This window comes from Apilactobacillus sp. EABW-1NA, assembly GCF_030398685.1.
GTDB classification, from domain to species: domain Bacteria; phylum Bacillota; class Bacilli; order Lactobacillales; family Lactobacillaceae; genus Apilactobacillus; species Apilactobacillus waqarii.
On the sequence record NZ_JAPDKO010000022.1, the window covers coordinates 1 to 25,083 of the forward strand.

21 protein-coding genes and 1 tRNA gene are annotated in these 25,083 nt (G+C 36.6%); 8 read left to right on the plus strand and 14 right to left on the minus strand.

All coding sequences use genetic code 11. From position 1 onward, the window contains the following. Positions 1-159: 159 nt before the first annotated feature. A complete protein-coding gene (locus OEZ61_RS06320; protein ID WP_053794960.1) occupies positions 160-933 on the minus strand; it encodes a (S)-acetoin forming diacetyl reductase in 774 nt (257 codons plus the stop codon). Positions 934-1,155: 222 nt separating this feature from the next. On the opposite strand from OEZ61_RS06320, the gene OEZ61_RS06325 reads away from it, so the two are divergent. From OEZ61_RS06325 to OEZ61_RS06335, 3 genes are all read left to right on the plus strand, one after another. Next, positions 1,156-2,493, plus strand: coding sequence for an NAD(P)/FAD-dependent oxidoreductase (locus OEZ61_RS06325; RefSeq protein WP_034530695.1), 1,338 nt, complete (start codon positions 1,156-1,158; stop codon positions 2,491-2,493). Between the two features lie 151 nt (positions 2,494-2,644). Then, positions 2,645-3,985, plus strand: a complete 1,341-nt coding sequence (locus OEZ61_RS06330) for an NAD(P)/FAD-dependent oxidoreductase (protein ID WP_290047165.1) — start codon at positions 2,645-2,647, stop codon at positions 3,983-3,985. Positions 3,986-4,077: 92 nt separating this feature from the next. Continuing rightward, positions 4,078-4,875 carry a DUF975 family protein gene (locus tag OEZ61_RS06335; RefSeq protein WP_290047166.1) on the plus strand — a complete coding sequence of 266 codons (798 nt, stop codon included), beginning with the start codon at positions 4,078-4,080 and terminating at the stop codon, positions 4,873-4,875. A 105-nt stretch (positions 4,876-4,980) separates the two neighbouring features. Here the strand turns inward: OEZ61_RS06335 and OEZ61_RS06340 are convergent, their stop codons facing one another. Then, complete coding sequence (locus OEZ61_RS06340; protein WP_140999989.1) at positions 4,981-5,418, minus strand: universal stress protein; 438 nt, start codon at positions 5,416-5,418, stop codon at positions 4,981-4,983. A 41-nt stretch (positions 5,419-5,459) separates the two neighbouring features. After that, entirely contained in the window at positions 5,460-7,019 is a 1,560-nt protein-coding gene (locus OEZ61_RS06345) for an Nramp family divalent metal transporter (protein WP_160184750.1), read from the minus strand. A 238-nt stretch (positions 7,020-7,257) separates the two neighbouring features. On the opposite strand from OEZ61_RS06345, the gene ade reads away from it, so the two are divergent. The 3 genes from ade (at position 7,258) to OEZ61_RS06360 (ending at position 11,559) form a co-directional block, all read left to right on the plus strand. After that, positions 7,258-8,931: an adenine deaminase gene (gene ade / locus OEZ61_RS06350; protein WP_290047167.1), complete on the plus strand. Its 1,674-nt coding sequence runs from the start codon at positions 7,258-7,260 to the stop codon at positions 8,929-8,931. A gap of 361 nt (positions 8,932-9,292) precedes the next feature. Continuing rightward, positions 9,293-10,408 (plus strand): glycosyltransferase family 2 protein, encoded by a 1,116-nt coding sequence (locus OEZ61_RS06355; protein WP_290047168.1) that lies wholly within the window; start codon positions 9,293-9,295, stop codon positions 10,406-10,408. A 17-nt stretch (positions 10,409-10,425) separates the two neighbouring features. Further along, positions 10,426-11,559, plus strand: coding sequence for a collagen binding domain-containing protein (locus OEZ61_RS06360; protein WP_290047169.1), 1,134 nt, complete (start codon positions 10,426-10,428; stop codon positions 11,557-11,559). A 1,182-nt stretch (positions 11,560-12,741) separates the two neighbouring features. On the opposite strand, the gene OEZ61_RS06365 is transcribed toward OEZ61_RS06360, so the two are convergent. The 8 genes from OEZ61_RS06365 to yycF all read right to left on the minus strand — a co-directional run bounded on the left by OEZ61_RS06365 (position 12,742) and on the right by yycF (position 21,527). Further along, positions 12,742-13,521 (minus strand): sulfite exporter TauE/SafE family protein, encoded by a 780-nt coding sequence (locus tag OEZ61_RS06365; RefSeq protein ID WP_225424901.1) that lies wholly within the window; start codon positions 13,519-13,521, stop codon positions 12,742-12,744. Positions 13,522-13,693: 172 nt separating this feature from the next. Continuing rightward, on the minus strand, positions 13,694-14,506 hold the full coding sequence (locus tag OEZ61_RS06370; protein WP_034533833.1) for a sulfite exporter TauE/SafE family protein: 813 nt from the start codon (positions 14,504-14,506) through the stop codon (positions 13,694-13,696). Positions 14,507-14,693: 187 nt separating this feature from the next. Beyond that, a complete protein-coding gene (locus tag OEZ61_RS06375; protein ID WP_290047170.1) occupies positions 14,694-15,908 on the minus strand; it encodes a trypsin-like peptidase domain-containing protein in 1,215 nt (404 codons plus the stop codon). A 58-nt stretch (positions 15,909-15,966) separates the two neighbouring features. After that, positions 15,967-16,779 carry an MBL fold metallo-hydrolase gene (locus OEZ61_RS06380; RefSeq protein WP_034533829.1) on the minus strand — a complete coding sequence of 271 codons (813 nt, stop codon included), beginning with the start codon at positions 16,777-16,779 and terminating at the stop codon, positions 15,967-15,969. A 21-nt stretch (positions 16,780-16,800) separates the two neighbouring features. Next, positions 16,801-17,628, minus strand: a complete 828-nt coding sequence (locus tag OEZ61_RS06385; protein WP_290047171.1) for a two-component system regulatory protein YycI — start codon at positions 17,626-17,628, stop codon at positions 16,801-16,803. Between the two features lie 17 nt (positions 17,629-17,645). Then, the gene (gene yycH / locus OEZ61_RS06390; protein WP_290047172.1) at positions 17,646-18,944 is read right to left on the minus strand and encodes a two-component system activity regulator YycH; all 1,299 of its coding nucleotides are present in this window, start codon (positions 18,942-18,944) and stop codon (positions 17,646-17,648) included. Further along, entirely contained in the window at positions 18,934-20,790 is a 1,857-nt protein-coding gene (gene walK, locus OEZ61_RS06395) for a cell wall metabolism sensor histidine kinase WalK (RefSeq protein WP_041152643.1), read from the minus strand. Before walK ends, yycH begins: the two co-directional genes overlap by 11 nt. A gap of 26 nt (positions 20,791-20,816) precedes the next feature. Beyond that, positions 20,817-21,527, minus strand: coding sequence for a response regulator YycF (yycF, locus tag OEZ61_RS06400; RefSeq protein WP_171823637.1), 711 nt, complete (start codon positions 21,525-21,527; stop codon positions 20,817-20,819). 360 nt (positions 21,528-21,887) lie between these two features. On the opposite strand from yycF, the gene OEZ61_RS06405 reads away from it, so the two are divergent. Further along, positions 21,888-21,960, plus strand: a tRNA-Lys gene (locus OEZ61_RS06405). 62 nt (positions 21,961-22,022) lie between these two features. Here OEZ61_RS06405 and OEZ61_RS06410 read toward each other — a convergent pair. Then, positions 22,023-22,754, minus strand: coding sequence for a hypothetical protein (locus tag OEZ61_RS06410; RefSeq protein ID WP_290047173.1), 732 nt, complete (start codon positions 22,752-22,754; stop codon positions 22,023-22,025). A 131-nt stretch (positions 22,755-22,885) separates the two neighbouring features. Then, on the minus strand, positions 22,886-23,530 hold the full coding sequence (locus OEZ61_RS06415; protein ID WP_290047174.1) for a type II CAAX endopeptidase family protein: 645 nt from the start codon (positions 23,528-23,530) through the stop codon (positions 22,886-22,888). A 279-nt stretch (positions 23,531-23,809) separates the two neighbouring features. Between OEZ61_RS06415 and OEZ61_RS06420 the strand changes: the two genes are divergently transcribed. Further along, positions 23,810-24,949 carry a cation:proton antiporter gene (locus OEZ61_RS06420; RefSeq protein WP_290047175.1) on the plus strand — a complete coding sequence of 380 codons (1,140 nt, stop codon included), beginning with the start codon at positions 23,810-23,812 and terminating at the stop codon, positions 24,947-24,949. 53 nt (positions 24,950-25,002) lie between these two features. On the opposite strand, the gene OEZ61_RS08225 is transcribed toward OEZ61_RS06420, so the two are convergent. Beyond that, positions 25,003-25,083, minus strand: coding sequence for an IS3 family transposase (locus OEZ61_RS08225; protein ID WP_225349253.1), 81 nt, complete (start codon positions 25,081-25,083; stop codon positions 25,003-25,005).

Sequence of the window (25,083 nt, forward strand, 5' to 3'; positions counted from 1 at the left end):
CATATGAATATCTATTATTAGCCATACAAAAAACACCTCCGAATTATGTTATTTTATCAAATTAAAATAATCATTTTATCGAAAGTGCTTTTATTTATCTGTTCAATATTATAACTTCAGTTCCTAAGCTACGGCTTTTTTCATATCCAAGATATGATTTTAGTGGAATTGCATACCACCATCTAGAATTAGTGTTTGACCAGTCATGTAGTCTGAATCTTTACCTGCTAGGAATGAAACACCTGCAGCGATGTCTTCTGATTCAGCTAAGTAACCTAATGCGATATCTTTAGAGAATTGTTGCATACCCCATTCGTCATCCTTACCTGCATTTTGGCCAACTTCATGGGCAATGTCCATCATCATTGGAGTCTTAACAATACCAGGAGCAAATGCGTTTACAGTGATACCCTCACCAGCTAAATCACGAGCAGTGGTTTGAGTGATACCACGAATAGCAAACTTAGTACTACCGTATAGAGTTAAGTTAGGGTTACCAACAACACCAGCTTGAGAAGTAGCGTTGATGATCTTACCACCATGACCTAGTTCGTTGAACTTAGCCTTGGCTGCTTGAGTTCCCCAGATAACTGATGCAACGTTAATGTTGTATACAGTGTTGAATTGTTCTGGAGTGATAGTTTCAACTGGAGTAGTAGGACCTACACCAGCGTTGTTAACAACAACGTTTAGGTCACCCAATTGTTTTACAGTTTCTTCAACTGCAGCAAATACTTGGTCTCTGTCAGCAACGTCTGCTTGAACAGCAATTGCCTTACCACCATTTGCGTTAATTTCTTTTGCTACCGCTTCACCTTTTTCAGCAGTACGGTTAACAACTGCAACTGCAAAACCGTCTTGAGCTAATCTTTCAGCGATTGCTTTACCGATACCTTGACCGGCACCTGTAACAAATGCAACTTTTTGAGTCATAGTAACATCCTCTTTTCATCTTTTGTTTATTTATTCACAAAGCAATTATATACTACTTTTATTATTTTTACAGTACTTTTATTATTATTTTTTTATAAAATATATAAATTTTGTTATGTCTTACACTATATAATTTGAGGCAAATTAATTGAATTACACAATACATGAGTTTATCTTATAAATTAGTAATTCATAATAATTTGAAAAAAGGACTTGATAATTATGGCTGAAAATTTTGATTATGATGTATTATACATCGGTGCTGGACATGGTACTTTTGACGGTGCTATGCCATTAGCTGCAAAAGGTTACAAAGTTGCTGTCGTTGAAGGCGATAAAATTGGTGGTACATGTCCCAACTGGGGTTGTAACGCTAAAATCGCTTTAGATTTACCAGCACAAGTTTTAGAAACTCAAAAGCGTCTACAAAACATCATTAAGGGTGAATTAAGCATTGACTGGACCCAAAACATGTTAAACAAACATAAAGTAATCGATGGTATTTCTGGTGCCATCAAGGGTGGTCTAGAAGCATTTGGTATTGATGTTATTAATGGATATGGTAAGTTATCTGACCCTCATACTGTTGATGTTGATGGTAAATCTTACACTGCTGATAAGATTGTCATCGCTACTGGTTTACGTCCACACAGATTGGATGTTCCTGGTAAGGAAATGGCACATGACTCTAAGGACTTCTTAAACATTGACGAACTTCCTGTTCACATCGCTATTATTGGTGCTGGATACATTGCAATGGAATTTGCATCTATTGCTAATGCCGCTGGATCAGAAGTTACTGTTATCATGCATGGCGATCGTGCACTTCGTGGTTTCAATGGAGAATACGTTGATTCTGTAGTTAACGACTTAAAGGAAAAAGGTGTTACATTCGTTGAAAATGCAGAAGTTAAAGAATTCCATGAAGAAAAATGCAAGACTACCATTGAACTATCAAATGACCGCCAAGTCTTCACTGACTACATCTTAGATGCGACTGGTCGTATTCCAAATGTCGAAAACATTGGTTTAGACGAAGTTGGTGTTAAGTACGATAAGAAGAGCGGTATTGAAGTAAACGATCATCTACAAACATCAGTTGATAGCATTTATGCTTCCGGTGACGTTGCTGCAACTGGTCAACCAAAATTAACTCCAACAGCTATCTTCGAATCACAATATCTAACAAGCTTATTCTCAGGTGCAACCAAGGATGCAATTGAATTCCCTGCTATTCCTTCAGTTGTATTTACTTCACCTCGTATCGCTCAAGTAGGTGTTTCAGTTGAAGAAGCTAAAAACAGTGATGACTACACTGTTGAAGAACACGATATGACTGCTGATTGGTATCGTTCAATTACCAATGAAAAAATCGCTAAACGTGCATACATCTTTGACAAAGAACACCATTTAGTTGGTGCTACAGAAGTCTCTGATGAAGCAGATAGCGTAATTGATTCCATCCTACCTGCCGTCGCTCTAAAATTAGACAAATCTCAAATTAACAAGATTGTCCACTTGTTCCCTACTATCGGTAGTGACGCTTGGCAACATCTATAAAATATTAAGTAAAGCCACCCTTTTGGGTGGTTTTTTTATTGGTTAAAATTCCGTTAAAATCGAGTCAATATATTTGTTTGCAACACTACAATATTGTACATTAATTAATATAAGAAAATATAAAAATCGTAATAAATACGGAGGCTTTAACATGAAAAATCCTAACTTCGATTACGATGTTATCTACATCGGATCAGGACACGCCGCATTCGACGGTGCCAAGACACTTTGCAAACAAGGTTTTAAAATTGCGTTTGTAGAAGCAATCGCCGTTGGTGGTACTTGCCCTAACTGGGGTTGTAACGCCAAAATCTCACTTGATGGACCAGTTACCCTAGCTAAGACCCAAAGACGTATGAAAGACATTGTTGAAGGTGACACTAAGCTAAACTGGAAAGAAAACATCAAACACAAACGCGAGGGAATCCTACCAATCAAGGTAGACCGTGAAGCAACTATGAAGAGCTTAGGAATGGATGTTATCCATGGTTTCGCTAAGTTCACTGATGCTCACACATTAGAAATTAATGGTGAACACGTAACTTCAGACAAGATTGTTATCGCCACAGGTTTAACACCTCACAAAGTTGAAATTGAAGGTACTGAATTATCACATGATTCAAGAGACTTCATGGAACTAGAAGACATGCCAAAACGTATGGCAATTGTTGGTACTGGTTACATCGCCATGGAATTTGCTACTATGGCAAACGAAGCAGGTGCTGATGTTACTATGTTCATGCATGGTGACAAGGCATTACGTCCTTTCTACCAACCATACGTAAAAATCCTAATGGACGAAATGAAGAAATCAGGTATCAAGTTTGTTGAAAACTCTGGTCTACGTTCATTCAGCCAAGATGTTGACGAATACACTGTTACTTACGCTGACAACCAACAACTAACTGTTGATTACATTCTAGACGCTTCTGGTCGTGTTCCAATGGTTCACAACATGGGTCTAGACGAAGTGGGTGTTAAATACGATGATAAGAAAGGTGTCCTAGTTAACGAATACCTACAAACATCAGTTGAAAACATCTACGCTTCAGGTGACGTTGCCGCTACCGGTCAACCAAACTTAACTCCAACAGCAACATTCGAATCACAATACCTAAAGCACTTATTTGCCGGTGAAACTGATCAACCAATCGACTTCCCAGCAATTCCATCAGTAGTATTTACTTCACCTCGTATCAGTCAAATGGGTGTTACTGTTGATGAAGCAAACGCTAGTGAAGAATACACTGTTGAAGAACACGATGCTACTAACACATGGTTTAGACAAATCACTAAGGAACCAGTTGTTAAGAATGCCTACATTTTTGACAAGGAACAACGCTTAGTTGGTTTTACTGAAATCTCAGACCAAGCTGATAACGCAGTGGACATGATTGTTCCAGCCGTTAACATGAAGATGACCCCACTTGAAATTGAAAGAAATGTTCACCTATTCCCTTCAATCGGTCACGACACTTGGAAGAACATCTAAATCATTCTTAATCAAAAATTAAACCCCGGTCAGATTTCTTCGACCGGGGTTTTTGGTATAATTAAGACATTAAATAAGACAGGAGGCTTATCATGTACAATCGTCCAGAACAAAAACAAGAAGTTAAAGGCCTAATCCGTGGTCACCAACGCTTCTTCTTCATCCTATTTCTACCATTCTTGCTAACTTACATTGCTTACAATGTTTTAGCTAATCAAGTAAGCTTTAACTCAGTTCTTAATGTAGATGCCACAAATGTTACTACTAACATTACAAGTAATGACGCCGTTAACTATGTTGCAACATTTATTTTCATAATCTTATCTTCAATCTTTTTACTTGGTGCTATCTACACCGCCTTCAACGTATTGAGAGGACAAGATGATTTCCAAAATCCACTTAGAAAATCACTAACATTTATCGACGACCAACGTCTTTTCTGGGGTACCACATGGACTTGGGTTTTAAGATCAATCTTATTATCACTATGGTCACTACTATATATCCCTGGTTTTCTATTCATGCTTTTAATACCAAACGCATTAGGATTATCCCTTTCTATCGCAGAATTCATTGCCGTAACCGTATGGGTAGTAATCAAGAGTTTTGCATACACCCAAGCACTTTGGGTATACAGAGATGCTAGATTGGCCAACCAACCGGTTAGCGCCTACACTGCCATCATGACCAGCCAAGACATGATGAAGGGCTACAAGGTAGATTATCTTGTATTACAACTATCATTCATCGGTTGGATGATTCTAGTTGCCATTACTTCCGGAATCGTCGGTATTTACGTATTCCCTTACTACTACATCACACAAGTAAAGTTCTATGAATTCGTAAAAGAACAATTCAAACAAAAACAAACCGTTTTAGATGTTGAATAATAAAAAATCCATAGGTTATCCTATGGATTTTTTGTTTGGTTTTATAAAAAAGACCCAAGATATTATCTTGGGTCTTTTTTCGGAGTGAGTAATTAATCAATAGTTTTATCTAATCACCATAACTGATACTGGTGAGTATTTTGCCATATAGGCAGCTTGGCTACCAAAGTGACGAGCTAAGCCCTTCTTTGATTCTGATCCAACTATCAATAAATCAGGGTTAACCTTAGGAAGCACATCCTTGATGATGGTTTCCCCAGCTTCACCGGTTGATGCAATAATATCAACATCGGCTACACCGGCAGCTTCAGCAGTTTGTTTGTATTTTTCTAGATGTTTTTCTAGATCTTCGTACTTACCATGAACAAATTGTCCTGATAATGATTGGAAAACATTGATTTCTTCATCTTCTAGTACTGAAACGATGGTTAGCTTTGCGCCTTCTGATTTAGCACGTGAAATAGCGTACTTGAAAGCTAGTAAAGCATCATCTGAATCATCGACAGCAACTAAAATATTCTTGAAATTAATTTCGACGTCCATGTTTTGCATAATTTTCGCCTTCTATTCTTGAATTTTTTATTTTAGTCTTCTCTGTTTCTTAAACGTTTGTTACCTAAGTATAGTTCAACTAATGTCCAGATTAGTAGAAGAATGATAACAACGTTAATGATGTTAGCAATTACACCAGCTTCTGCATTTTGAGCAGCAGTTGGGTTGTCACTGAAGAAACCAGCAACAGCAGGTTGCATGTTAATTGCGTTTAAGTAAATAAGCACAATAACTGAGATCCAACCTAAAATATTAACCCATAATCTGTTCTTGAAACGGTTACCCATTTCTTGACCGCTATTAGTCATCATTAACAATGGAAGCATTGAGAATGGTAATGCGAATGCTAAGAAAATTTGTGAGTTTTCAATCAAATCGTTAATCGCAGCATGTTGTTTTAGTGTTGATTCACCAGCGGTTAAAGCAACACAGATAAGTACTGGAACAACTGAGATTAGACGAGTAATTAAACGACGAGCCCATAGAGGAACCTTCATGTTAACGAAACCTTCCATGATAACTTGTCCTGATAAAGTACCAGTAATTGTTGAGTTTTGACCTGAAGCAAGCAATGCAACAGCGAATAATGTTGATAAAATACCAGACTTAGCAACTCCAATTAAGATTGGGTTTGATAACATCTTAGTGTTGTTTAAAGCATCGAATAGACCGAAGAATGATGTATCTTGAACGGCACCAGTCTTAAATACGGCCACACCCATGATTAATAGTAAAGCGTTAACGAAGAATGCAAATGTTAATTGGATGTTTGAGTCCCAAGTAGCAAAACGAACAGTTCTTGCAACGTCTTCTTCATCGTTGTGATCAATAGCTCTAGTTTGAGCAATAGCTGAATGTAGGTATAGGTTATGTGGCATAACAGTAGCACCAATAATACCTAAAGCACCTGATAGTGGAGTCATTCCAGCAACTGGATGGCTGCTTGAGAATGTACGTTCAGTTGGTACTAAACCTTTAATAGCACCAAACCAATCTGGGTTAGATAGTACAACTTCATAAATGAAGACTACTAAGATAACAAGGATTAAACAAACAACAATTGCTTCAATCTTTCTGAATCCCACTTTAGTTAATAATAGCAATAATAAAACATCAAATACGGTAAGGAATACCGCTAAGATTAGAGGAATGTGGAATAAAAGATATAAGGCAATGGCCCCACCGATAACTTCGGCGATATCAGTAGCCATGATTGCTAATTCAGTCATAATCCATAGAACAACACCAAGTGTCTTTGAGGTTCTTGAACGAATGGCTTGTGCCAAATCCATCTGACTCACGATTCCAAGTTTAGCCGCCATGTATTGAAGTAACATCGCAATCAAACTTGAAATTAAGATGACAGACATCAATAGGTAACCAAAGTTTTGACCCCCTGTAATTGATGTAGCCCAGTTACCTGGATCCATGTAACCAACCGCAACTAATGCACCTGGTCCGGAGTAAGCGAATAAAGTCTTCCAGAATCCCCAGTCCTTCGGAACTTTAATTCCACCGTTAATTTCTTCTAGTGAAGGACCGTTGGCATATTCAACGAAGCCCTTTTTTTCATGTGAAACGTTTTCACTCAAAGTTCTTCACCCTTTCTATTTTTAAGAACAATATAATTGTACACTACATTTCCCCCTTTTTAAACATTTTTTTAGGCACTACTGAAAAATTACTCTATCAAGTATAGAAAATATATCTATTAAAGACTTAATACTACGCAGGTTTCCCGAACATTAAAATAGATTTGACTTTCTTTCATTAATGTTTCATAATACTTGATAATTTTAATCAAAATTAAATTAAAGTTGGGGTGGAAAAATGCAAACAATCGATTTACTTGTTCAAAATGGAAAAGTTTTAAATGTATTTACAAACAGCTTCGAAATTAATGATATTTTTATTAACAATGGCAAGATTATTGCTGTCGGCAATCATCCAGAGTTAAAAGCTAAGGAAATTATCGACGCTAAGAATCAATTTGTTGTTCCTGGTTTTATTGATTCACACGTTCACATCGAAAGTTCACTAGTCACTCCATCTGAATTAGGTAAGGTTTTAGTGCCAATGGGGGTCACTTCTATCGTCGTCGATCCACACGAAATCGCAAACGTTTCAGGTGCCGACGGGATTAAATACATGATTGAAGACGCCAAACAAACTCCACTAGAAGTTCTAGTGATGTTACCTTCCTCAGTTCCCGCTACCAGTTTCGAACATAATGGAGCTACTTTGACCGCTGAAGATTTACACCCTTTATATATTGAAGAATCCGTTATCGGTTTGGCCGAAGTAATGGACTACCCAGCAGTACATAATAAGGATAAAGACATGATGGCAAAACTAAAGGATGCCTTAGACCACGGATACCAAATTGATGGTCACGGTGCCGGATTATCCTTGGAACAACTTAAAGAATACCGTGAAAACGGCATTACCACCGATCACGAATCGGTCAGCTTAGAACAAATGAACGACAGACTTGCTGCCGATATGAATGTCTTCTTAAGAGAAGGAACCGTTGAAAGAGATTTACAAAACACCATTCAAGCAGTTACAGAAGATAATTCAGACCGTTTTTCATTCTGTACCGATGATAAGTTCATCACTACCATCATTCGAGAAGGTAGCATTAACTTCAATATTAAGTTAGCAATTCAATATGGTCTAAAACCAGAAACTGCATATAAGATTGCTAGCTACAACGCTGCCGTTGCCCACAAACTAGATAAGTTAGGTGCCATCAAGGAAGACTACCAAGCAGATTTAGTAATCGTTGATCACCTAGACCAAGTCGACGTTAAGACCGTCATCAAAAATGGTAAGGTCATGACCGAAGATAGTTTTAATACCACCCCAATTAAATTCGGCGACAACTGCGTCCACCAAAACCTATCAGTTGATGATTTAAAACTACCTTTAAACTCAAATAAATGCCACGTAATGGGTGTAATTGCAAATCACATTGAAACTACCCACTCTATTCAAGATGTTCCTATAGAAGATGGTTATTTCAAAACCGATTTAGAAAACGACGTATTATTGATGGTCGACGCAGAACGTCACCACCAACTGGGTACTTATGGATTGGCACTAGTTCATGGTTTTAAAATTAAAAACGGTGCTATTGCCACTACTGTCGCCCATGATTCCCATAACATCGTCGCTGTCGGAACCACCAAGGAAGCAATCTATCGCGCAATCCAAGAAGTTACCGCTACTAAGGGTGGCATTGCCGTAGTTGACGAAGAAAAGACTTTAGCCACCATGCCATTACCAGTTGCTGGATTAATGTCTGATAAGTCATGGCAAGCAGCCAGTCACGAACTGGAAGAAATCGAGGCAGCGTTTAAAGAAATTAGTGATGGTGTCGATTTCGACCCATTCATCACCCTATCATTCTTAACACTGCCAGTAATTCCAACATTGAAACTAACCGACCAAGGGTTATACGATTTCGATCAACAAAAAACCATCAGTGTGGAAGCTGAATAATTGGATAGTTTGTCAAAAAATGGGTAAAATTTTCCTTTTTTTAGATAAGTTTATATAAAAGAAATATTAATCACGTGAACATGACATATAGTCTAAAAACTTAAAATCGCTCAATCCCAGTAGCGACACCGTGTCATCATATACTACTTATGCATTTCGGATAGACAAGACATTTATAAACTTCTGAATATAATGAAGTTATCTTGTCCCGAAAACGGAGGTAGATAAAGTGAAAATTCTATTTGTAATATCGATGATTTTTTATATTCTATATATATTACAAGTACTATTTCTATTGGTTAATCATTCAAAACATTATAAACACAAGAAAAGAAAAATTAATATTGTCTCACAATACTGTTTGTGGATTGTAATTCCAGCATTGAACGAAGAAAATGTCATCGGTGATACCATTGTTTCATTAAGAAACGAGATTAATAAGCTTGATTCAAACATTACCGGTCATATTTTAGTCGTCGATGATCAATCCAGTGACGATACTTTTGCGATTGCTCAATCGAAGAAAGAAATCGTGGTGCAAACTACTTCTGACATTGCCCATACGGGTAAAGGGTCAGTGTTAAATTTCGCAACATCTTATATTGATCAACACAAAAACGAGTATTCTGAGAATATTGTCTTAATTATCGATGCGGATGGTCGAATGAGTTCTGAAGATATCGAAACCGCTATTTTTGACTTCCAAGAAAATCCTGATATTGGTATGGTTCAATCAGCCGTGAAAATGATTAATATTAATAACGCTCTAGAAGTTGCTCAAGATGTCGAGTTTTGCGGAATGAACCGTAAAGCACAAATCACTCGTGATAATTTAGGTGATGGAATCGCATCTGGTAATGGACAATTTGTGAGTCTCGACATGGCAAAAAACGTTGGGTGGGATAACGCCCTACTAGAAGATATGGAATTTACCCTTCGAGGTTGGATCAAAGGATATACCAGTGTCTTTAATGACCATGTTATCGTCAGACAACAAGCAGTCAGTAGTATGTACAAGTACATAAGACAGAGAATTCGTTGGTGCACAGGGGGATTACAATGTTTTAAATACTTGGGAGCTGTTTATAAGAGTAAGTATATTAACACTGGATTAAAAATCGACTTAACCGTCGATATGGTGATTCCATTTTTGTATATATTCGTCAATGTCGTTAACATCTATGTGTTTTATCGCCAGATATATATTCTTTTCACTTATCATTCAGTAGACTATACACTTATGTCTCTTCTATTCACCTGGATAATACTAACTTTTCTAGCTACTATTTCATATCAAAGATACATTAATTGGTATTTTAAGCATCGTGAAAATCCAAAAATGCATCTATCAATATGGAAGGCTTTTATCAACACTTTATACTATTTTGTGGTTAACGTTATCACCTTCTTCATTCCAATCGTGAGTCTTTATAAAATCATGATCGGTGAACTCAAATGGGACAAGACAGAACATTGATCGGAGTGATGAGGATTATGGTAAAGAAAGTAATTAGCCTACTTGTCTTTGCTTGTTTGGGATTGTTCTTTTTTAACGTTTCAGCACATGCCGATGACCTTACAAATCAAATCAATTCCTCATATCAAGTTTCAGACAGCCAAGGTAAAGATGTAACTAACCAAAGTAATTTGGATTACTACACACAATATAAGTTGAAATATCATTGGAATATGGGAGACAACGTCGATGTTAAGGAAAACGATAGTATTCAATTGAGCATCCCTCAAAACGTCAGAGTTGATGGGGCCAACAGTTTCCCAGCTTACAACACCGATAACGTCGCAGTAGGAACTGTTAACATCAACAACTCCACTGCAACTCTTACTTTCAACAGTAGCTTGCTAGATAAGAAGATTAACCGTCAAGGTGACATCAACCTAAATGTATCTGGTAAAAACATTGATCATAAAAGCAAAAACTGGTTTATTAACAAAACTGGCTGGTTTAAAAAAGATGATCATAAACAAATAACATGGAATGTCGCTTTCAACCCTAACCATAATGATCTTAGCAATGTTAAATTGACAGATTCACTAGGTAAAAACCAAAAATACGTTTCCGGTAGTGTCAAAGCAACTTCTGGTTACTGGGACGAAAACAACAACTTCATTGCTGATAACAAGACTGTTCCTGCTATCACTGTAAATCAAGTAAAAAACAACCTAGAATTTAACTTTGCTGGTGCATTCAACAACGGTATCAACCTAACTTACGATACTGACGCTAACGGTAATCCTAATGGTGATGTTTACAAGAACACCGTTGCCATTTCAGGTCAAGGTACTGAAAACGTTGCTAACACTTCAGTATCAGCATCCGTTTCATTTGGTGGTAATGCTAACGTTAAATACGACCAAACAAAACCTACTAACCCAAATGACAATAATGGTAATCAACAACCAAACAACAACTGCCAACCTCAACCTATCAACCCATGCAGACCTCATAAAGTGGTATATCAATGGGGTTGGTGTCGTCCAGTTCGTCATTACAGCTGGGGCTGCGGTTTCTTTAACTGCATAGATAGATGGTTCACAGGTATCTATAACTGGTTTGTGCCAAGAACATGCTACATCTTTGGCAACCGTGGATTCTTCTCCTATTGGTAAAATATAAAACAAAAAAGCTTATCCCGCTAAGGATAAGCTTTTTTAGTGCAATATAATAATAGTCTAAATAATAATTACCATCGAGAATGCTTTTATTATAAGGAATGAAAAGTATTACGATTTTGGGATAAATCTGCGTGACGGAGATGCATCACCGATTGCTTAAATTCTCGAAATAACTACCAATTGCTTTTTTGACCATTACGTCTTAATAAAAGAATTGCCACTTAAATACATCTTTAAATGCAGCATCTAAATACTAGAGAAGGTTCAACAACTTTTAAAACAAAATTCATACGAAACTGTCATTATCAAAGCTTACGTGTACGTTATGAAACATAACTTAATAAATGATTGGGGGAATTGACTATTCTGTGTGTCTACCATCACACAGAACAATACATAATCATATGAATCAGAAATAATAAATAATAGCTAAACACTATGTGTCCTAATGGATTAACCTCAATCAATAAAAGGAGCAATGCTAATGGCTAAAAGCATCACAATGATCCTACCAAATCATTGCTGCTAGATATCCACCACAAAGTTATTGATGAGAAATAGTCTCTCAAGTTAGACTATTTATTCCGATTAAGAAGTAATCAACGAAAAGTGCATTATTTAGATTGCTTAAATTGTCTTAGGTTTGCGTATTTGACATACAAACCATAACAATATGCATTTACGATATAGATAACATATTGATTCATCATCCAACTACCATTCGTCCACCGAATTTTTTTCGTCGCGCGTCTTAGAAAAAATAAGAATGGCAATCGAATCAAGATATTAAATATAGAGCTTATAAAGATGTAAACTCCACAAAAGTGATCATTTGCATGCATCACCTGAGGAACAATTTTGTATTGTAGCACTGCTTTTACATAATTTGTAGTTATAATTCAGTTAAGTTTTAATTAATGATTATAGGTCTCAAACATTGTAATATCACCTTTTATCATTTTACTCTTAGTTTTATTTTTTCGTCTTGTACAGCATAATCACAAAAAACATAATGGATAAACTTAGTGTTAACTAATAGTAAGAAGATTGCATCGTGCATGACGTAATTTCTTCTTTTCAGTTATAAATATAAATAGTTTTTAATTATCAATTTTATCTTTTCTAAAATTACTCACATTTTAAGCACAAAAAAAGAGCGAAATTTTTTCGCTCTTTTTATAGAAAGTGGACATGATAAGCTGAAACAAATTGAGTGTAAGCTAAAATCAAGGCCAAAATTCCAGTCGCAATCTTGATGAATTTAACTGGTAGCACACGCACAATCTTTGGTCCGATGTATCCACCGATGAAAAAGCCAATTCCTAGTGGTAAAACTAGGATCCACACAACGTGTGAAAAAAGAGAATAGTAGACGGTTGCCACGATGTTGGCAGCTCCCATCGCTACATTTCTAATTGCGTTACTTACAGTGTATTCATTATATGTAGTTCTAGTTAGTAGGACTAATAATAAAATTCCTGATGCAGCGCCAAAATATCCGCTGTATGCACCAATCAAATATGTAAGGACAATGATGGCGATATTCTTTAACCAAGTCCATGGCGTATCTTTTTTGGCTGCAGGATTAAAGTTCAATGCACCTTCGGTATTTTCGTTCACTTCTTTCTTGTCTGGAAGTAAAATCATTAAACCACCAAAGGCAATAAAGAATGGCACGATATGGGTAAAACTAGATGATGGTAGTGCAGTTAATAAAATCGCCCCTGTAATTCCACCAAAGAAGATGATAACCATAATCTTGAATAGTTCCTTCCAGTGACCTCTAAGTTCACGGGTGGAAGAAATACATGATCCAACGGCATTAAACATTAGTGATGCCTTGTTAACCACGTTTGCAGAAACGGCTGGTAATCCAGCAAAGTATAGCAATGCGGGATATGATACTAGTGATGATAGACCGGTAACTGTTCCCAAGATTCCTGCCACGATTCCCACAGGAATAAACAATAAAATAATCCAAATACTTACACCTAAAATAGTAATGACTTCTCATCTCTTTTTCTACTAAAATAAAATCATAATTTCATATTAACATTTTTCGAATAAAAGAAAAGGATAAAAAAAGCACCTACCGTTATAAATAACAATAGGTGCCAAAATTTCATCTTTAGAAGAAGTAGAATAAGTGAATACCGTAAGCTGACACGAATTGAGTGTAAGCTAGGTATAGCGCTAAAATACCAGTAACAATCTTGATTAACTTAACTGGTAATACACGAACCATCTTAGGTCCAACGTAACCACCAATTAGGAAACCAATACCTAGAGGAATAGCTAGTGCCCAGTAAATGTGGGTGCTACCGTGTTGACCATACTTGAATGAGTATAGGATAGTACCGATAACGTTAGCTGAACCCATGGCAACGTTTCTAATAGCGTTGTAAACAGGGAATGGATCTTTACTTGTTCTTGATAGAACAGCTAATAGGATAACACCTGCGGCAGCACCGAAGTAACTACCGTAGATACCAATAACGAAGAATAGAACGATCATTCCGAAGTCAACAAGCATCTTCTTTGAGCCAATGTTGTCTTCTTCAACTACCTTAGCAGTAGGTGCCTTAGTAGTGTCCTTGCTTGGTAATAAGATACCAATACCAGCAGCTGCAATAAATACAGGTACTGCGTATTCAAAGTCCTTTGATGGTAAGAATGTTAGTAAAATAACACCAACGATACCACCGAAGAAAATGATAGTCATAACTTTGAATAGTTCCTTCCAGTGTCCATCTAATTCGCGCTTGGATGAAACAGCTGAACTTACTACGTTAAATAGTAAGGCGGAAGTGTTAGTAATATTTGCTGAAATTGGGTTTAAAGCGCCCCAATATAATAGCGCTGGGTATGAGGCAAGTGAAGCTAATCCAGTTACAGTACTTAAGATACCGGCAACGATACCAACTGGAATGAATAATAGCAATGTCCATACACTAAAACCAAAAATAGTGATAATGAAAAACTCCTTTTATTTATCAATTTAAAATCCAATATATAAATTTATACATCTTATTTAGATTAAATACAACCCCTCAAAAACGCCAAAACGCTGACAATGTCCAGCATGTCAGCGTTTTCATAACTTAAAATTTTTTTCAAAATATTACGTGTTATTGATTGATTTTCAATTGAGAAGTACTTTCAGTCAACTTAATGGTTCCGGTCTTTAGTTTTCCGTCACGGTAGTACTTAATGCTTACTGTTGATCCAAGCTTTTGACTGTATAGAATGTTCTTAACTTCGTCTTGGCTAGAAATCTTCTTACCAGCAAGTTCGACGATTACATCGTATTTCTTCAATCCAGCGTTTTCAGCAGGACTGTTCTTAGTAACTGTGTAAACCACAACCCCATTTTCAACAGATGATGGTAGTTTTAGGATTGATTTTTGTTGGCTAACCGCAATGTTAGTTAGGTCAACGTATTGAATTCCAAGGGCTGGACGTTCAATCTTTCCGCTCTTAACTAGTTGGTTGATAATCTTAACCACTTCGTTACTTGGAATGGCGAAACCAATTCCTTCAACACTAGTACCTTCACTATCAGAAGCTAACTTCATTGAGTTAATTCCGATTACTTGTCCGGCTAGGTTAATCAATGGACCACCTGAGTTACCGGGATTGATAGCAGTATCGGTTTGGATAACTGTGGCGGTGTTACCTGTAGCTTGACCGTTTGACCCAGTCAATGGCACTTCACGTTTCTTAGCGGAAATGATTCCTTGAGTTAGTGAAGATGCGTAGGCAGAACCTAGTGGTGAACCAATTGCTAGAGAGGTTTCACCAACCTTGATGTTGTCAGAGTTACCAAATGAAGCAACTGATTTGATCATGCTTCCGTTAATCTTCAATACGGCTAAGTCGGTAACGCTATCGGTACCAACAACCTTGGCTTCTAGTTGTTTACCATTGCTTAATAGCACTTGAATTGCTGAAGCTCCGGACACAACGTGGTTGTTAGTTACGATGTAAGCAGCGTTTCCGCTCTTCTTGTAAATCACACCAGAACCTTCACTGTTAGCTTCTAGTTTGCTAGAACTCTTACCTAGCATTGAGTCAAATGAGTCCGAACTAGTTGATTTTAGGTTGATTACTGAAACAACTGAGTTCTTAACAGCTTGGTATGCCTTTTCTGATTGTGATTGCACATTAACTTTTAAATTAGATGTTGAGGCTGTCCCACCCGCATTAGAACCAGCTGGAACGGCAACGTCGACACCTGTGCTTTGCAACAAGCTCGCACCACCGTAGGCGATTCCGCCACCCAATAGTCCAGCCACTAAGGCAATTAATCCTGTTTTTAAGACAAATCGGTCACTTTTTTTCATAAGGTTTTCCCCCTATCAATTTTATTAATCTTATTATATTAAATAATCTTAAATCAAACTAAAGTGTAAATAATTTAGATGCCTTTTCAACATCGGTATCCAATAAATCAAAATCGGTGCCTACACCAAAATCATTTTCTTCTAACATCGATGCGACGGTTAAATGGGCTAATTCCTTCACGTTGTTGTGATGACTTCTGTGCCCGATAAATATGCGTTTAGTGTCATATCCGATACATTCCATTAGTGAGTTAGCACCATCTTCGTTAGATAAATGGCCCTCGTCACTCATGATACGTTGCTTCAATGACCATGGATATTCCCCACTTCTAAGCATTTCAACGTCGTGATTGCATTCCAAAACATAAGCATTAGCGTTATTGATAACACCATAAATGTGATCAGAGATGTATCCGGTATCGGTTAGGACAACGAAGCTCTTGTTGTGATGATGAAAATCGTAGAATTGGGCTTGTGCGGCATCATGAGAAACGGCAAAACTTTCGATATCGATGTCACCAAAGTTCATTACCATGTTTGGTGGGAAGATATTCTTTTGTTCGTTTGGAATTTCTCCGATGGTTTCATGCATAGCATCCCATGTTGGCTGGTTTGCGTATACGTTAATTTGCGGATAACGTCTGGCCAATACACCGACGGCCTTACTATGGTCGGTATGTTCATGGGAAACCAACAACATGTCGACATCCTTCATTGAACGGTTGATTGACTTCATCAATCTTTCGATTCTGACACCGCTCAAACCAGCGTCTAATAGTATTTTATGTTGATTAGTTTCAATGTAGGTTACATTACCCCCACTTCCACTAGATAAAACACTAATTTTCATATCGTCTGCTTCGTTGTTCATTTTGATCCTCTTTCTAAAATTCTAATTCGATTTGGTAGCTGATTGAGTCGAGCTATTACTGTCCAAGATGGCACCGTTAAAGGCATTGATTCTCTTAGATACTACTGAAGAGGAATCTGAAGTAGTGTATCCAATTACCCAAGTTGGAATTAAAACGATATTGTTCTTAATTGATAGTAATTGGGTGTAGTACAAGCGAACCCATTTAATCTTTGAGTTGTCAGGGATTTCGTTGTATTGGTATAACCATACTAAAGCCTTAGCGGGTGAAATGATGTCGGTTTTTTCACGCAAAATGCTAACATCATTCATGTAACTTTGCGTATATCCTTCTAATAGGTGATCGTTACTAACGTCGAAGGTAATTTGACCATGCTTTGTACCATAAAGCAATCCGTCAGATGTTTTCTGTGAGTACACAACACTGTTCTTGGTAGATAAATCAGAATTGTATTCATATTCCGTCCCGTGTGAAACGAAGGTTGACTTCTTCATCAACTTATCTAAGATGTCACGGTAGTCGCCGGAATATAGACCGATTGGTCGTTTGAAAGTGCTTCTTAAAATGTGATTTGCGTAGGTAACCTTTTGGTTAGACAACTTATTTACGTCGTTATTTAAAGTGTCATCGTTGACTGCGGATAGGTAATATCCGGTTTGACCACTTGTAGATAGTTTAGGTGCTACAGTGATTTGATCATTTTGCATTTGCTTAATGATTCCAGTATCACTACCTTGATTACTGTTTTCCGTTTGAAGATGTGAGTTTTCTCTGAATAAAGAGAATAAGAAGACATCAATCATCACGAAGATAATCAAGAAAATGATTTGTATCTTTTTAAAGTCCATGTAGCTTTCCTCCTATCTTATTGTGGTTCCCTTGATAACATTTGGGTATAGTTCATGTACTTACCGTTATATTTAACGAACCATGTTGGTTGGAGAGTAATCAAGATGTCAGATGACTTAGTATTACTCCATTGGTAGGCCAACTCAATGTCTGTAATCTTGTTAGAACTGTATCCGTGATTACGTAGACTGTTCAATAGTTCATCGGTAGTAATTAATTTAGTATCCTTACGTCCGGTTGGTACCGGAATTTGAAGGGTGTTTAGTGAGAAGTTATACTTCAAAGAAGTATTATCGACTAGCTTCATTTCGATTGCCCCGTAAGGAGTTTGGTCGAAGATTGGGAAACCTTCAACGTAGTTTCTGTAAACAACTTTTGAATTCTTAGCATCGTAGTCGAAGAAACGAATGTTGGCTAGGGTATCGCTAACTAGTAATTGGGAAATATTTTGATATGAATCCTTCAAAAACTGGGTCATATTGGTAGATATATTGCCCGGATGACTATCGTAGTAATTGACCTCGCCATCGTTTGAAAACGACAACTGACGAGAATTTTCGTCATTGTAAACAGTTGAACTACGGTGACGTTTGACACTGATATCTTGTGAGTCTGATAGCAGTCTTGTCACGTAGTAATTTTGTGAAGTTCGATTAATCAAGTAGCCATATTGAGGCATGGTAAATGATTTATAGAAATCAATAAATGGAGTGTGATTAATCATTTTCATTTTAACGGGAATTGCTCTGACGTTATCCTCGATAACCTTTTTAATTCCCTTCACGTTAGTATCTGAAACGTGAATCTTGTAGACCTCGTAGTTGTGGTCTGCGAATAGGTAAATATCATTACTGTCGTCAAATGGAATCACAAGTCGGTTGATTGAAACGTTAGGTAGTGATTTAAAACTCTTACTAATATATTGGCTAACAATCTTTAGATTCAAAGCATCCGGATAGTTTAGCATGACAGAATCATCTGTATTTAGATACTTAAGGTAATCTTTTTCATTACTCTTTAGTTCTGTAAACTTAGGATCCTTATAATTGTTCATTTGTTGGCCAATTTCGGTGGTTAAGTTAACAGATTGGTTGGTTAGAACGAATTGCTTACCAGAGTCCTTGGTTCTAATCACCTGAGTTGGTGAGTAGATGGTCGACATTGGTTTAGCATCAATCTGACTACTTTGCATAGAAACCTTTTGACTTGAACGGTCGTAATGAGCCGGATTAATCAAAATGGAGGCAGAAAGAGCAAAACTAACTACAACCGCAATCGTTAATAATGCTGGTAGTATAAAATATTTAATCTTCATCCCATAAGTCCTCCTCGATTGGTTCGTATGGTAGTGAGATGTAGAAAGTAGAACCTCTATTTTCGGTACTTTCTACCCAAATCTTACCGCCAAGTGCTTCAACCACTTCTTTGGAAATTGCTAATCCAAGACCAGTTCCACCTTGGGCTCTAGAACGCGCCTTATCAACACGATAGAAACGATCGAAAATGTGTGGAATGGAACTTCTAGGAATTCCCAATCCTTGGTCTCTAACACTTAAGATAACGCTATGCTTGGTCTTGTAAAGTGAACAAGTAATCACACCACCATCAGGAGAATACTTGATGGCGTTGTTCATTAGATTATCGATTACTTGAGTAAATCTATCGGTATCGACTTCCACCCATAGGTCTTGTTTAGTGAAATGACGTTCAATACGGTAGTGCTTATTAGGCTTTTCACTATTGTTGTCATCCGACTTAATAATCATGTCGAATCGGTTCAAAATATAGTTGAACAATTCGGTGATGTTAACTAGTTCCTTATCAATCTTTTGGGTTCCAGAATCCATTCTAGACAAAGTTAATAGGTCGTTAATCATTCGAATCATACGGTCGGTTTCTTCTTGGGTAACCTTCAAGAAGTTAGGTGCAATTTCTGGATCCTTCCAGGCACCATCTTGTAAGGCTTCAATGTATGAGTGAACACTAGTTAGCGGTGTTCTTAATTCGTGAGAAACGTTTGAAACGAATTCCTTACGGTCATTATCAATCTTTTGTTGTTCAGTAACATCATGTAGCACACAGACTAACCCTGATACGAAACCAGAGTCTCTTTGAATTAGTGAGAAATGGGCATGCAAGATTAGGTCATGATCCTTATCTGAACGGTCGATGATGGTTTCATCTGGGTTTTCGATTAAGTCACGTAAACTGTATTCTTTTCTGATATCCAAAATGTCTAAAATGGAGTTACCTAGTGCATCTTGTTCAGTTGTTTCTAGGAAACTAGCCGCTTCATCGTTCATAATGATGACGTATCCACGACGGTCGGTCGCAATAACTCCATCGGTCATGTTGGTTAGGACAGAATCCAGTCTTTGACGTTCTGATTCAGTTGATTCTTGGGATTCTTCAACCTTAACTGAAAGGTTGTTAACCGCATTGGCAAGTTGACCCAATTCATCACGTCCATACACGTGAACTTGACCGGAGTAGTCCCCACGGGCAATTTGTAATGTTTGTTTCTTCATTTCATCAATTGGTTTAGTAATCGCCTTTGAAATAACGATGGAAATTAATAAACCAGATAGGATGGCGACAACAGCGGCAACAACGTAAATAACCGTGATTTGGTTAATTTCGTTATAAACAGTATTTAAATTAGCGTGCACGTAAACAACACCAACTAATTCGTTGTTACTACTCTTGATTAGCGGTGTGATGACAGTATAATAACGCGAACTATCGCCCGGGTTACTAGTGATTGAACTAGATGAACGACGGTTGATAATCGCGTTTTTAATATCGGTTCTGAAGTTTTTTTGACCAACTGAGCTTTGATCGCCGACTTCGTTTGTTCCACGAATGGTGTTCTTAGCATCAACAACCTTGATTTCGGTGTAGTTATTACTATCAATGTTGGATAGCAATGACTTAATTTTTACGTTGGCCTTGGTAGTACTAGAGCTTGAAAGCTCATTAGTTAAGGTTGTGTTTACGTAAGTAGGCACCTGAACTTGTTTCTTAAATGAAGCCATATTCTTGTTTTCCAATTGGTTAACAAAAACGGCCCCAACAATTTCTAGGGTCACCAATAAGATTAGCGCAAGCACAAGCGCAATTTTAAAATGAATTGATTGAAAATACTTAATCTTACTATTCACCGCAAACTACTCCTTAGTTCTGTCGATTATTCTTGTTCTGAGTTGCGTAGGTAGTACCCTACCCCACGTCTTGTAATTAGCCAGATTGGGTGACTTGGGTTGTCTTCAACCTTTTCTCTTAGACGACGAACAGTAACATCAACTGTACGAACATCACCAAAGTAGTCGTAACCCCAAACTGTTTGTAGCAAATGTTCCCTAGTCATTACTTGACCAATGTGTTGCGCTAAGTAATGTAGTAATTCGAATTCACGGTGAGTTAATTCGATGTTTTCACCACGTTTAGTAACGGTGTATGCTTCTGGATGAATTACAAGGTCACCAATCTTAATGTCCTTGTTTTCGTTATCAGAAACTTGGCCATTGTCGTTATTAGATTGACGACGCAAGTTGGCCTTAACACGGGCAACTAATTCTCTATTTGAGAATGGCTTTGTAACGTAGTCATCAGCACCTAATTCAAGTCCTAAGACCTTATCTAATTCTGAATCTTTGGCAGTTACCATGATAATTGGCATGTCATGTGTCTTTCTAACTTCTCTGGCCACTTCTAGACCGTCGACTTTAGGCAACATCAAATCTAGGATAATTAAATCAGGAGATTCTTCTTCAACTTTTTGAAGTGCTTCTTCCCCGTCGTATGCGACTACAACGTCATATCCTTCTTTTTCTAAATTAAATTTTTCAATATCTGTGATCGGTTTTTCATCATCTACAACTAAAATTTTTGCCATAATATTCTATCTCCTTAACAGGAATTGATTTGTTTTTTCTTCATGTAAATGTTAACGAAATACTATCACTTCAAGGATAGTTATACTTTTATCTATTTTTAAACCGTTAACTTACTACATTATAACACGCTTGGACTTTTGTTTTCTAAACGTAATGTTCTTGCAATGAAGATTTAAAGTACGACATTTTTATAAAATTAGGGGTTGTCAAAATAATAATTATCATGCTATTATAAATATCGTTGATTTGAGGCAAGGAATTGATAAACATCTTGTTAATTAATTTTAAAAAAGGTGTTGCAATCCTTATTCCAACATGGTATTATATTTTTTGTTGGTTGATAGCCAATAGATAAATATTTTGGGCAGTTAGCTCAGCTGGCAGAGCAACGGACTCTTAATCCGTGGGTCCAGGGTTCGATCCCCTGACTGCCCATAACTGATAAAAAGACATCGCTTAGGCGATGTCTTTTTTGTGTAAATTTCTAAATAAAATCCTTATTTAACATAAATTTGTTGTGGTACATCTGGCAATGAATTCCACCATTGGTCAATGCAATTTACCATTTGAGTCAAGAAATCCTTCATCTCATCATCTAGATATTCATATGTGTTATATGGTTTTGGAGCGTTTTCTACAATACCTAATGTTTTCCCGTTATTTAAATTAAGATATCTTATATATTTGGGGCCCGGATAATTGATAGTAACACTCATTGCAGTTTGGTGTTTACCGTCAACCCAGTCAAAATATATATTAGGTTCACCAATTCTCTTATGATAAGTTTTTGCAATATTTGATAAAACTTTAAATAAAGGTTCTTCAGTTCCATGTATAATCATTTTTGCAATAACAACTTTTCTTTTTCTATTGTTTAAAAAATCTTCATTCAAACCATAAATTGGGTATTTTTTCCCTTTTTTTGATGGTTCCTGACCTATCAGAGCTGACATTATACCCAATTTAACCAATTCAAATCCAATTTTATTCAAATAACGTAATTGAATATTATCTATATCAAAAGCAATAGCATTTGGGTAATTTGACATAAACGGTGCATCTACAGTTAACATCAAAGGATGTTTCATGTCGTAAGTGTTTATTTCAATTGAAATATTTCCACCTTTATATCTTCCTATTGTTGCTTTTTCATATAGATCATCTGACATATCTGGAATTGATACTCCATCATTAAATGAATAAACTTTCTCTAAATTATCGCTACTCACAGAAAATTTCCTTCTTTCTTATAGAAAAATAAATTTTATATTCACTTAATAATAGCACTCTTTTTATATTTCAATAAGATTGTATAAAAACTATTAATAAAAAAGCATCCCATAATTTAAGGATGCTTTTTCTATAGAATCATCAGAAATATTAATAGGTTCCAAATCATGTGCATGATGATTGGTGCGACGATTCCATTTGATTTATTTCTGGCTAACCCGATGAATATAGCCACAATCGCATGTGTAACAAAAATGAATGGATTGAATAATGAATGAGCCAATCCAAAGAATAGCGATGAAATGATTAGCGCCGTGGTTAGGTTAGTTGCCTTCTTAACGTAGGTGAAGATTAGGCCTCTAAAGTAGAATTCTTCGACAATTGGCGCCAAAATCACACTAATAATAATGAAGAAGTATTGGAGTCTAACGTCTGTAAAACTAGTCATGTGCACTAGTTTTTGATAAATCGTCCCGTTAGGCGTCCCACTCATTAACATTAATAAAACTACGACCACGATCATTTCGATGGTGTAGACGATAATCTTCTTGGAAAAATGATTATCCTTAAACAATCTGATGAACTTTTCTTTGATCAACCATCTGTATAGGATGATTGTTACCCCAATGACAACTACAATGGCGAAAATCACTTGGAAGATTAACGCTAGAAAGTTGCCGCCGCGAAAAGAATTAAGTGGGTAAGAAATCAATCCCACAAATGGTGACAGAATCAATAATCCGATTAAAATTAATACTCGTTTTAAAATTGTCATAACCGTTTATCCACGTAGTGTGGACTTCTCCCCCTCGTTTGTTTTTATCTTCATCATAGTTTATAGGCGAAGGTTTTCAATATTTGCTGGGAATTATTTACCAAAATTTAAAAATATTTTCTAAATATTGCTTAATATACTGATAAATTAAGATAAATCGCCCATTTTTTAGTCGAAATAATTCATCTTTCTTCATATTTATAGAACTAAATCAGCCGATATTTACAGGATTTAGATCTGTGTTTATAATCTCCATAAACAAAACGAAAGGAAGATTTAGTGGATTATATTTTATCAGTCTCCATCATTCTATTAGCTTCTCTGATTACTGGAAAAATATTTACTAAAATCAGTCTACCTCCAGTAGTCGGACAATTAATAGCTGGCGTCATAATCGGTCCAGCAATTTTGAATATCGTTAAACCAACGAATTTAATTTCTTCATTGGCTGAATTAGGCGTTATCTTATTAATGTTTATCGCCGGTTTAGAAAGTGATTTAAAACTACTTAAAAAATATTTCAAGCCCAGCATTGTCGTGGCAATAATGGGAATTATTTTTCCGGTCGTTGGTATTTTTTGCACCAGTAAACTATTTGCTTTATCAAACATTGAAAGTCTATTCATCGGCGTTATTTTCGCAGCAACATCTGTATCAATCTCAGTCGCCGTACTGAAGAACATGAAGGCCCTAAATACAAAACCAGGCGTAACAATATTAGGGGCAGCGGTGGCAGACGATATTCTTTCAATTTTGCTACTAAGTATTGTTATTACGTTTACCAGTGGTAGCTCAGTACAGGGAAATCCAAACATCTTCCTTTTGATATTAATGCAAATTGGATTTTTTATTTTCGTTTGGATTTTATTCATCTTAGTTAAACAATTTAAAATTAAACTTGCTCCTACATTAGCACCAATAGTTGGGTTAATCGTTTGTTTATCATTATCCGCTTTGGCAGAACACGTTCAAATCAGCGCAATTACTGGAGCCTTCTTCGCTGGTATATTAATTGGACAGACTAACTACAAAGAATCCGTTAACCACCAAATGAACCAATTTGGTAACTTATTATTCATTCCAATTTTCTTCGTCAACGTTGGTCTTAACATGAATATAAGCGGAATCGTAGAAAACGCATCATTATTCCTGTTCTTATCAATTGTCGCTGTTATAACAAAGTTTTTAGGAGCATATTTAGGATCTCGTTTATTTAAATTCGATCGCTTATCAGCCACCGAAATTGGTGTCGGAATGATTAGTCGAGGCGAAGTTGGGTTAATTATTGCTGAAATTGGTTTAAAAAATAATCTAATTTCAGATAATTACTACTCAACAATCATCGCTTCAATCATATTAACCACAATTCTGGCACCACTATTGCTAAAACCAATCGTGATGAAAACAAAACAAATATAAAAAGACACCCATGATGTGCACCCCAAAAGTTGTACATTATTATATTGTTTTTCCTAGGCGGAAAGTTTCCGGTATTGAACCGGTGACTTTCCGCCTAGTTTTGTTTTAATACGATGATTATTGTAATAATCAAT

Bases quoted from the DNA above. Each gene is read 5' to 3' on its own strand.
- OEZ61_RS06375 (WP_290047170.1), bottom strand. From the start codon at position 15,908: ATGAAAAAAAGTGACCGATTTGTCTTAAAAACAGGATTAATTGCCTTA.
- ade (WP_290047167.1), top strand. From the start codon at position 7,258: ATGCAAACAATCGATTTACTTGTTCAAAATGGAAAAGTTTTAAATGTA.
- OEZ61_RS06360 (WP_290047169.1), top strand. From the start codon at position 10,426: ATGGTAAAGAAAGTAATTAGCCTACTTGTCTTTGCTTGTTTGGGATTG.
- OEZ61_RS06330 (WP_290047165.1), top strand. From the start codon at position 2,645: ATGAAAAATCCTAACTTCGATTACGATGTTATCTACATCGGATCAGGA.
- yycH (WP_290047172.1), bottom strand. From the start codon at position 18,944: ATGAAGATTAAATATTTTATACTACCAGCATTATTAACGATTGCGGTT.
- OEZ61_RS06415 (WP_290047174.1), bottom strand. From the start codon at position 23,530: ATGACAATTTTAAAACGAGTATTAATTTTAATCGGATTATTGATTCTG.
- OEZ61_RS06340 (WP_140999989.1), bottom strand. From the start codon at position 5,418: ATGGACGTCGAAATTAATTTCAAGAATATTTTAGTTGCTGTCGATGAT.
- OEZ61_RS06320 (WP_053794960.1), bottom strand. From the start codon at position 933: ATGACTCAAAAAGTTGCATTTGTTACAGGTGCCGGTCAAGGTATCGGT.
- OEZ61_RS06325 (WP_034530695.1), top strand. From the start codon at position 1,156: ATGGCTGAAAATTTTGATTATGATGTATTATACATCGGTGCTGGACAT.
- OEZ61_RS06380 (WP_034533829.1), bottom strand. From the start codon at position 16,779: ATGAACAACGAAGCAGACGATATGAAAATTAGTGTTTTATCTAGTGGA.
- OEZ61_RS06335 (WP_290047166.1), top strand. From the start codon at position 4,078: ATGTACAATCGTCCAGAACAAAAACAAGAAGTTAAAGGCCTAATCCGT.
- OEZ61_RS06385 (WP_290047171.1), bottom strand. From the start codon at position 17,628: ATGGACTTTAAAAAGATACAAATCATTTTCTTGATTATCTTCGTGATG.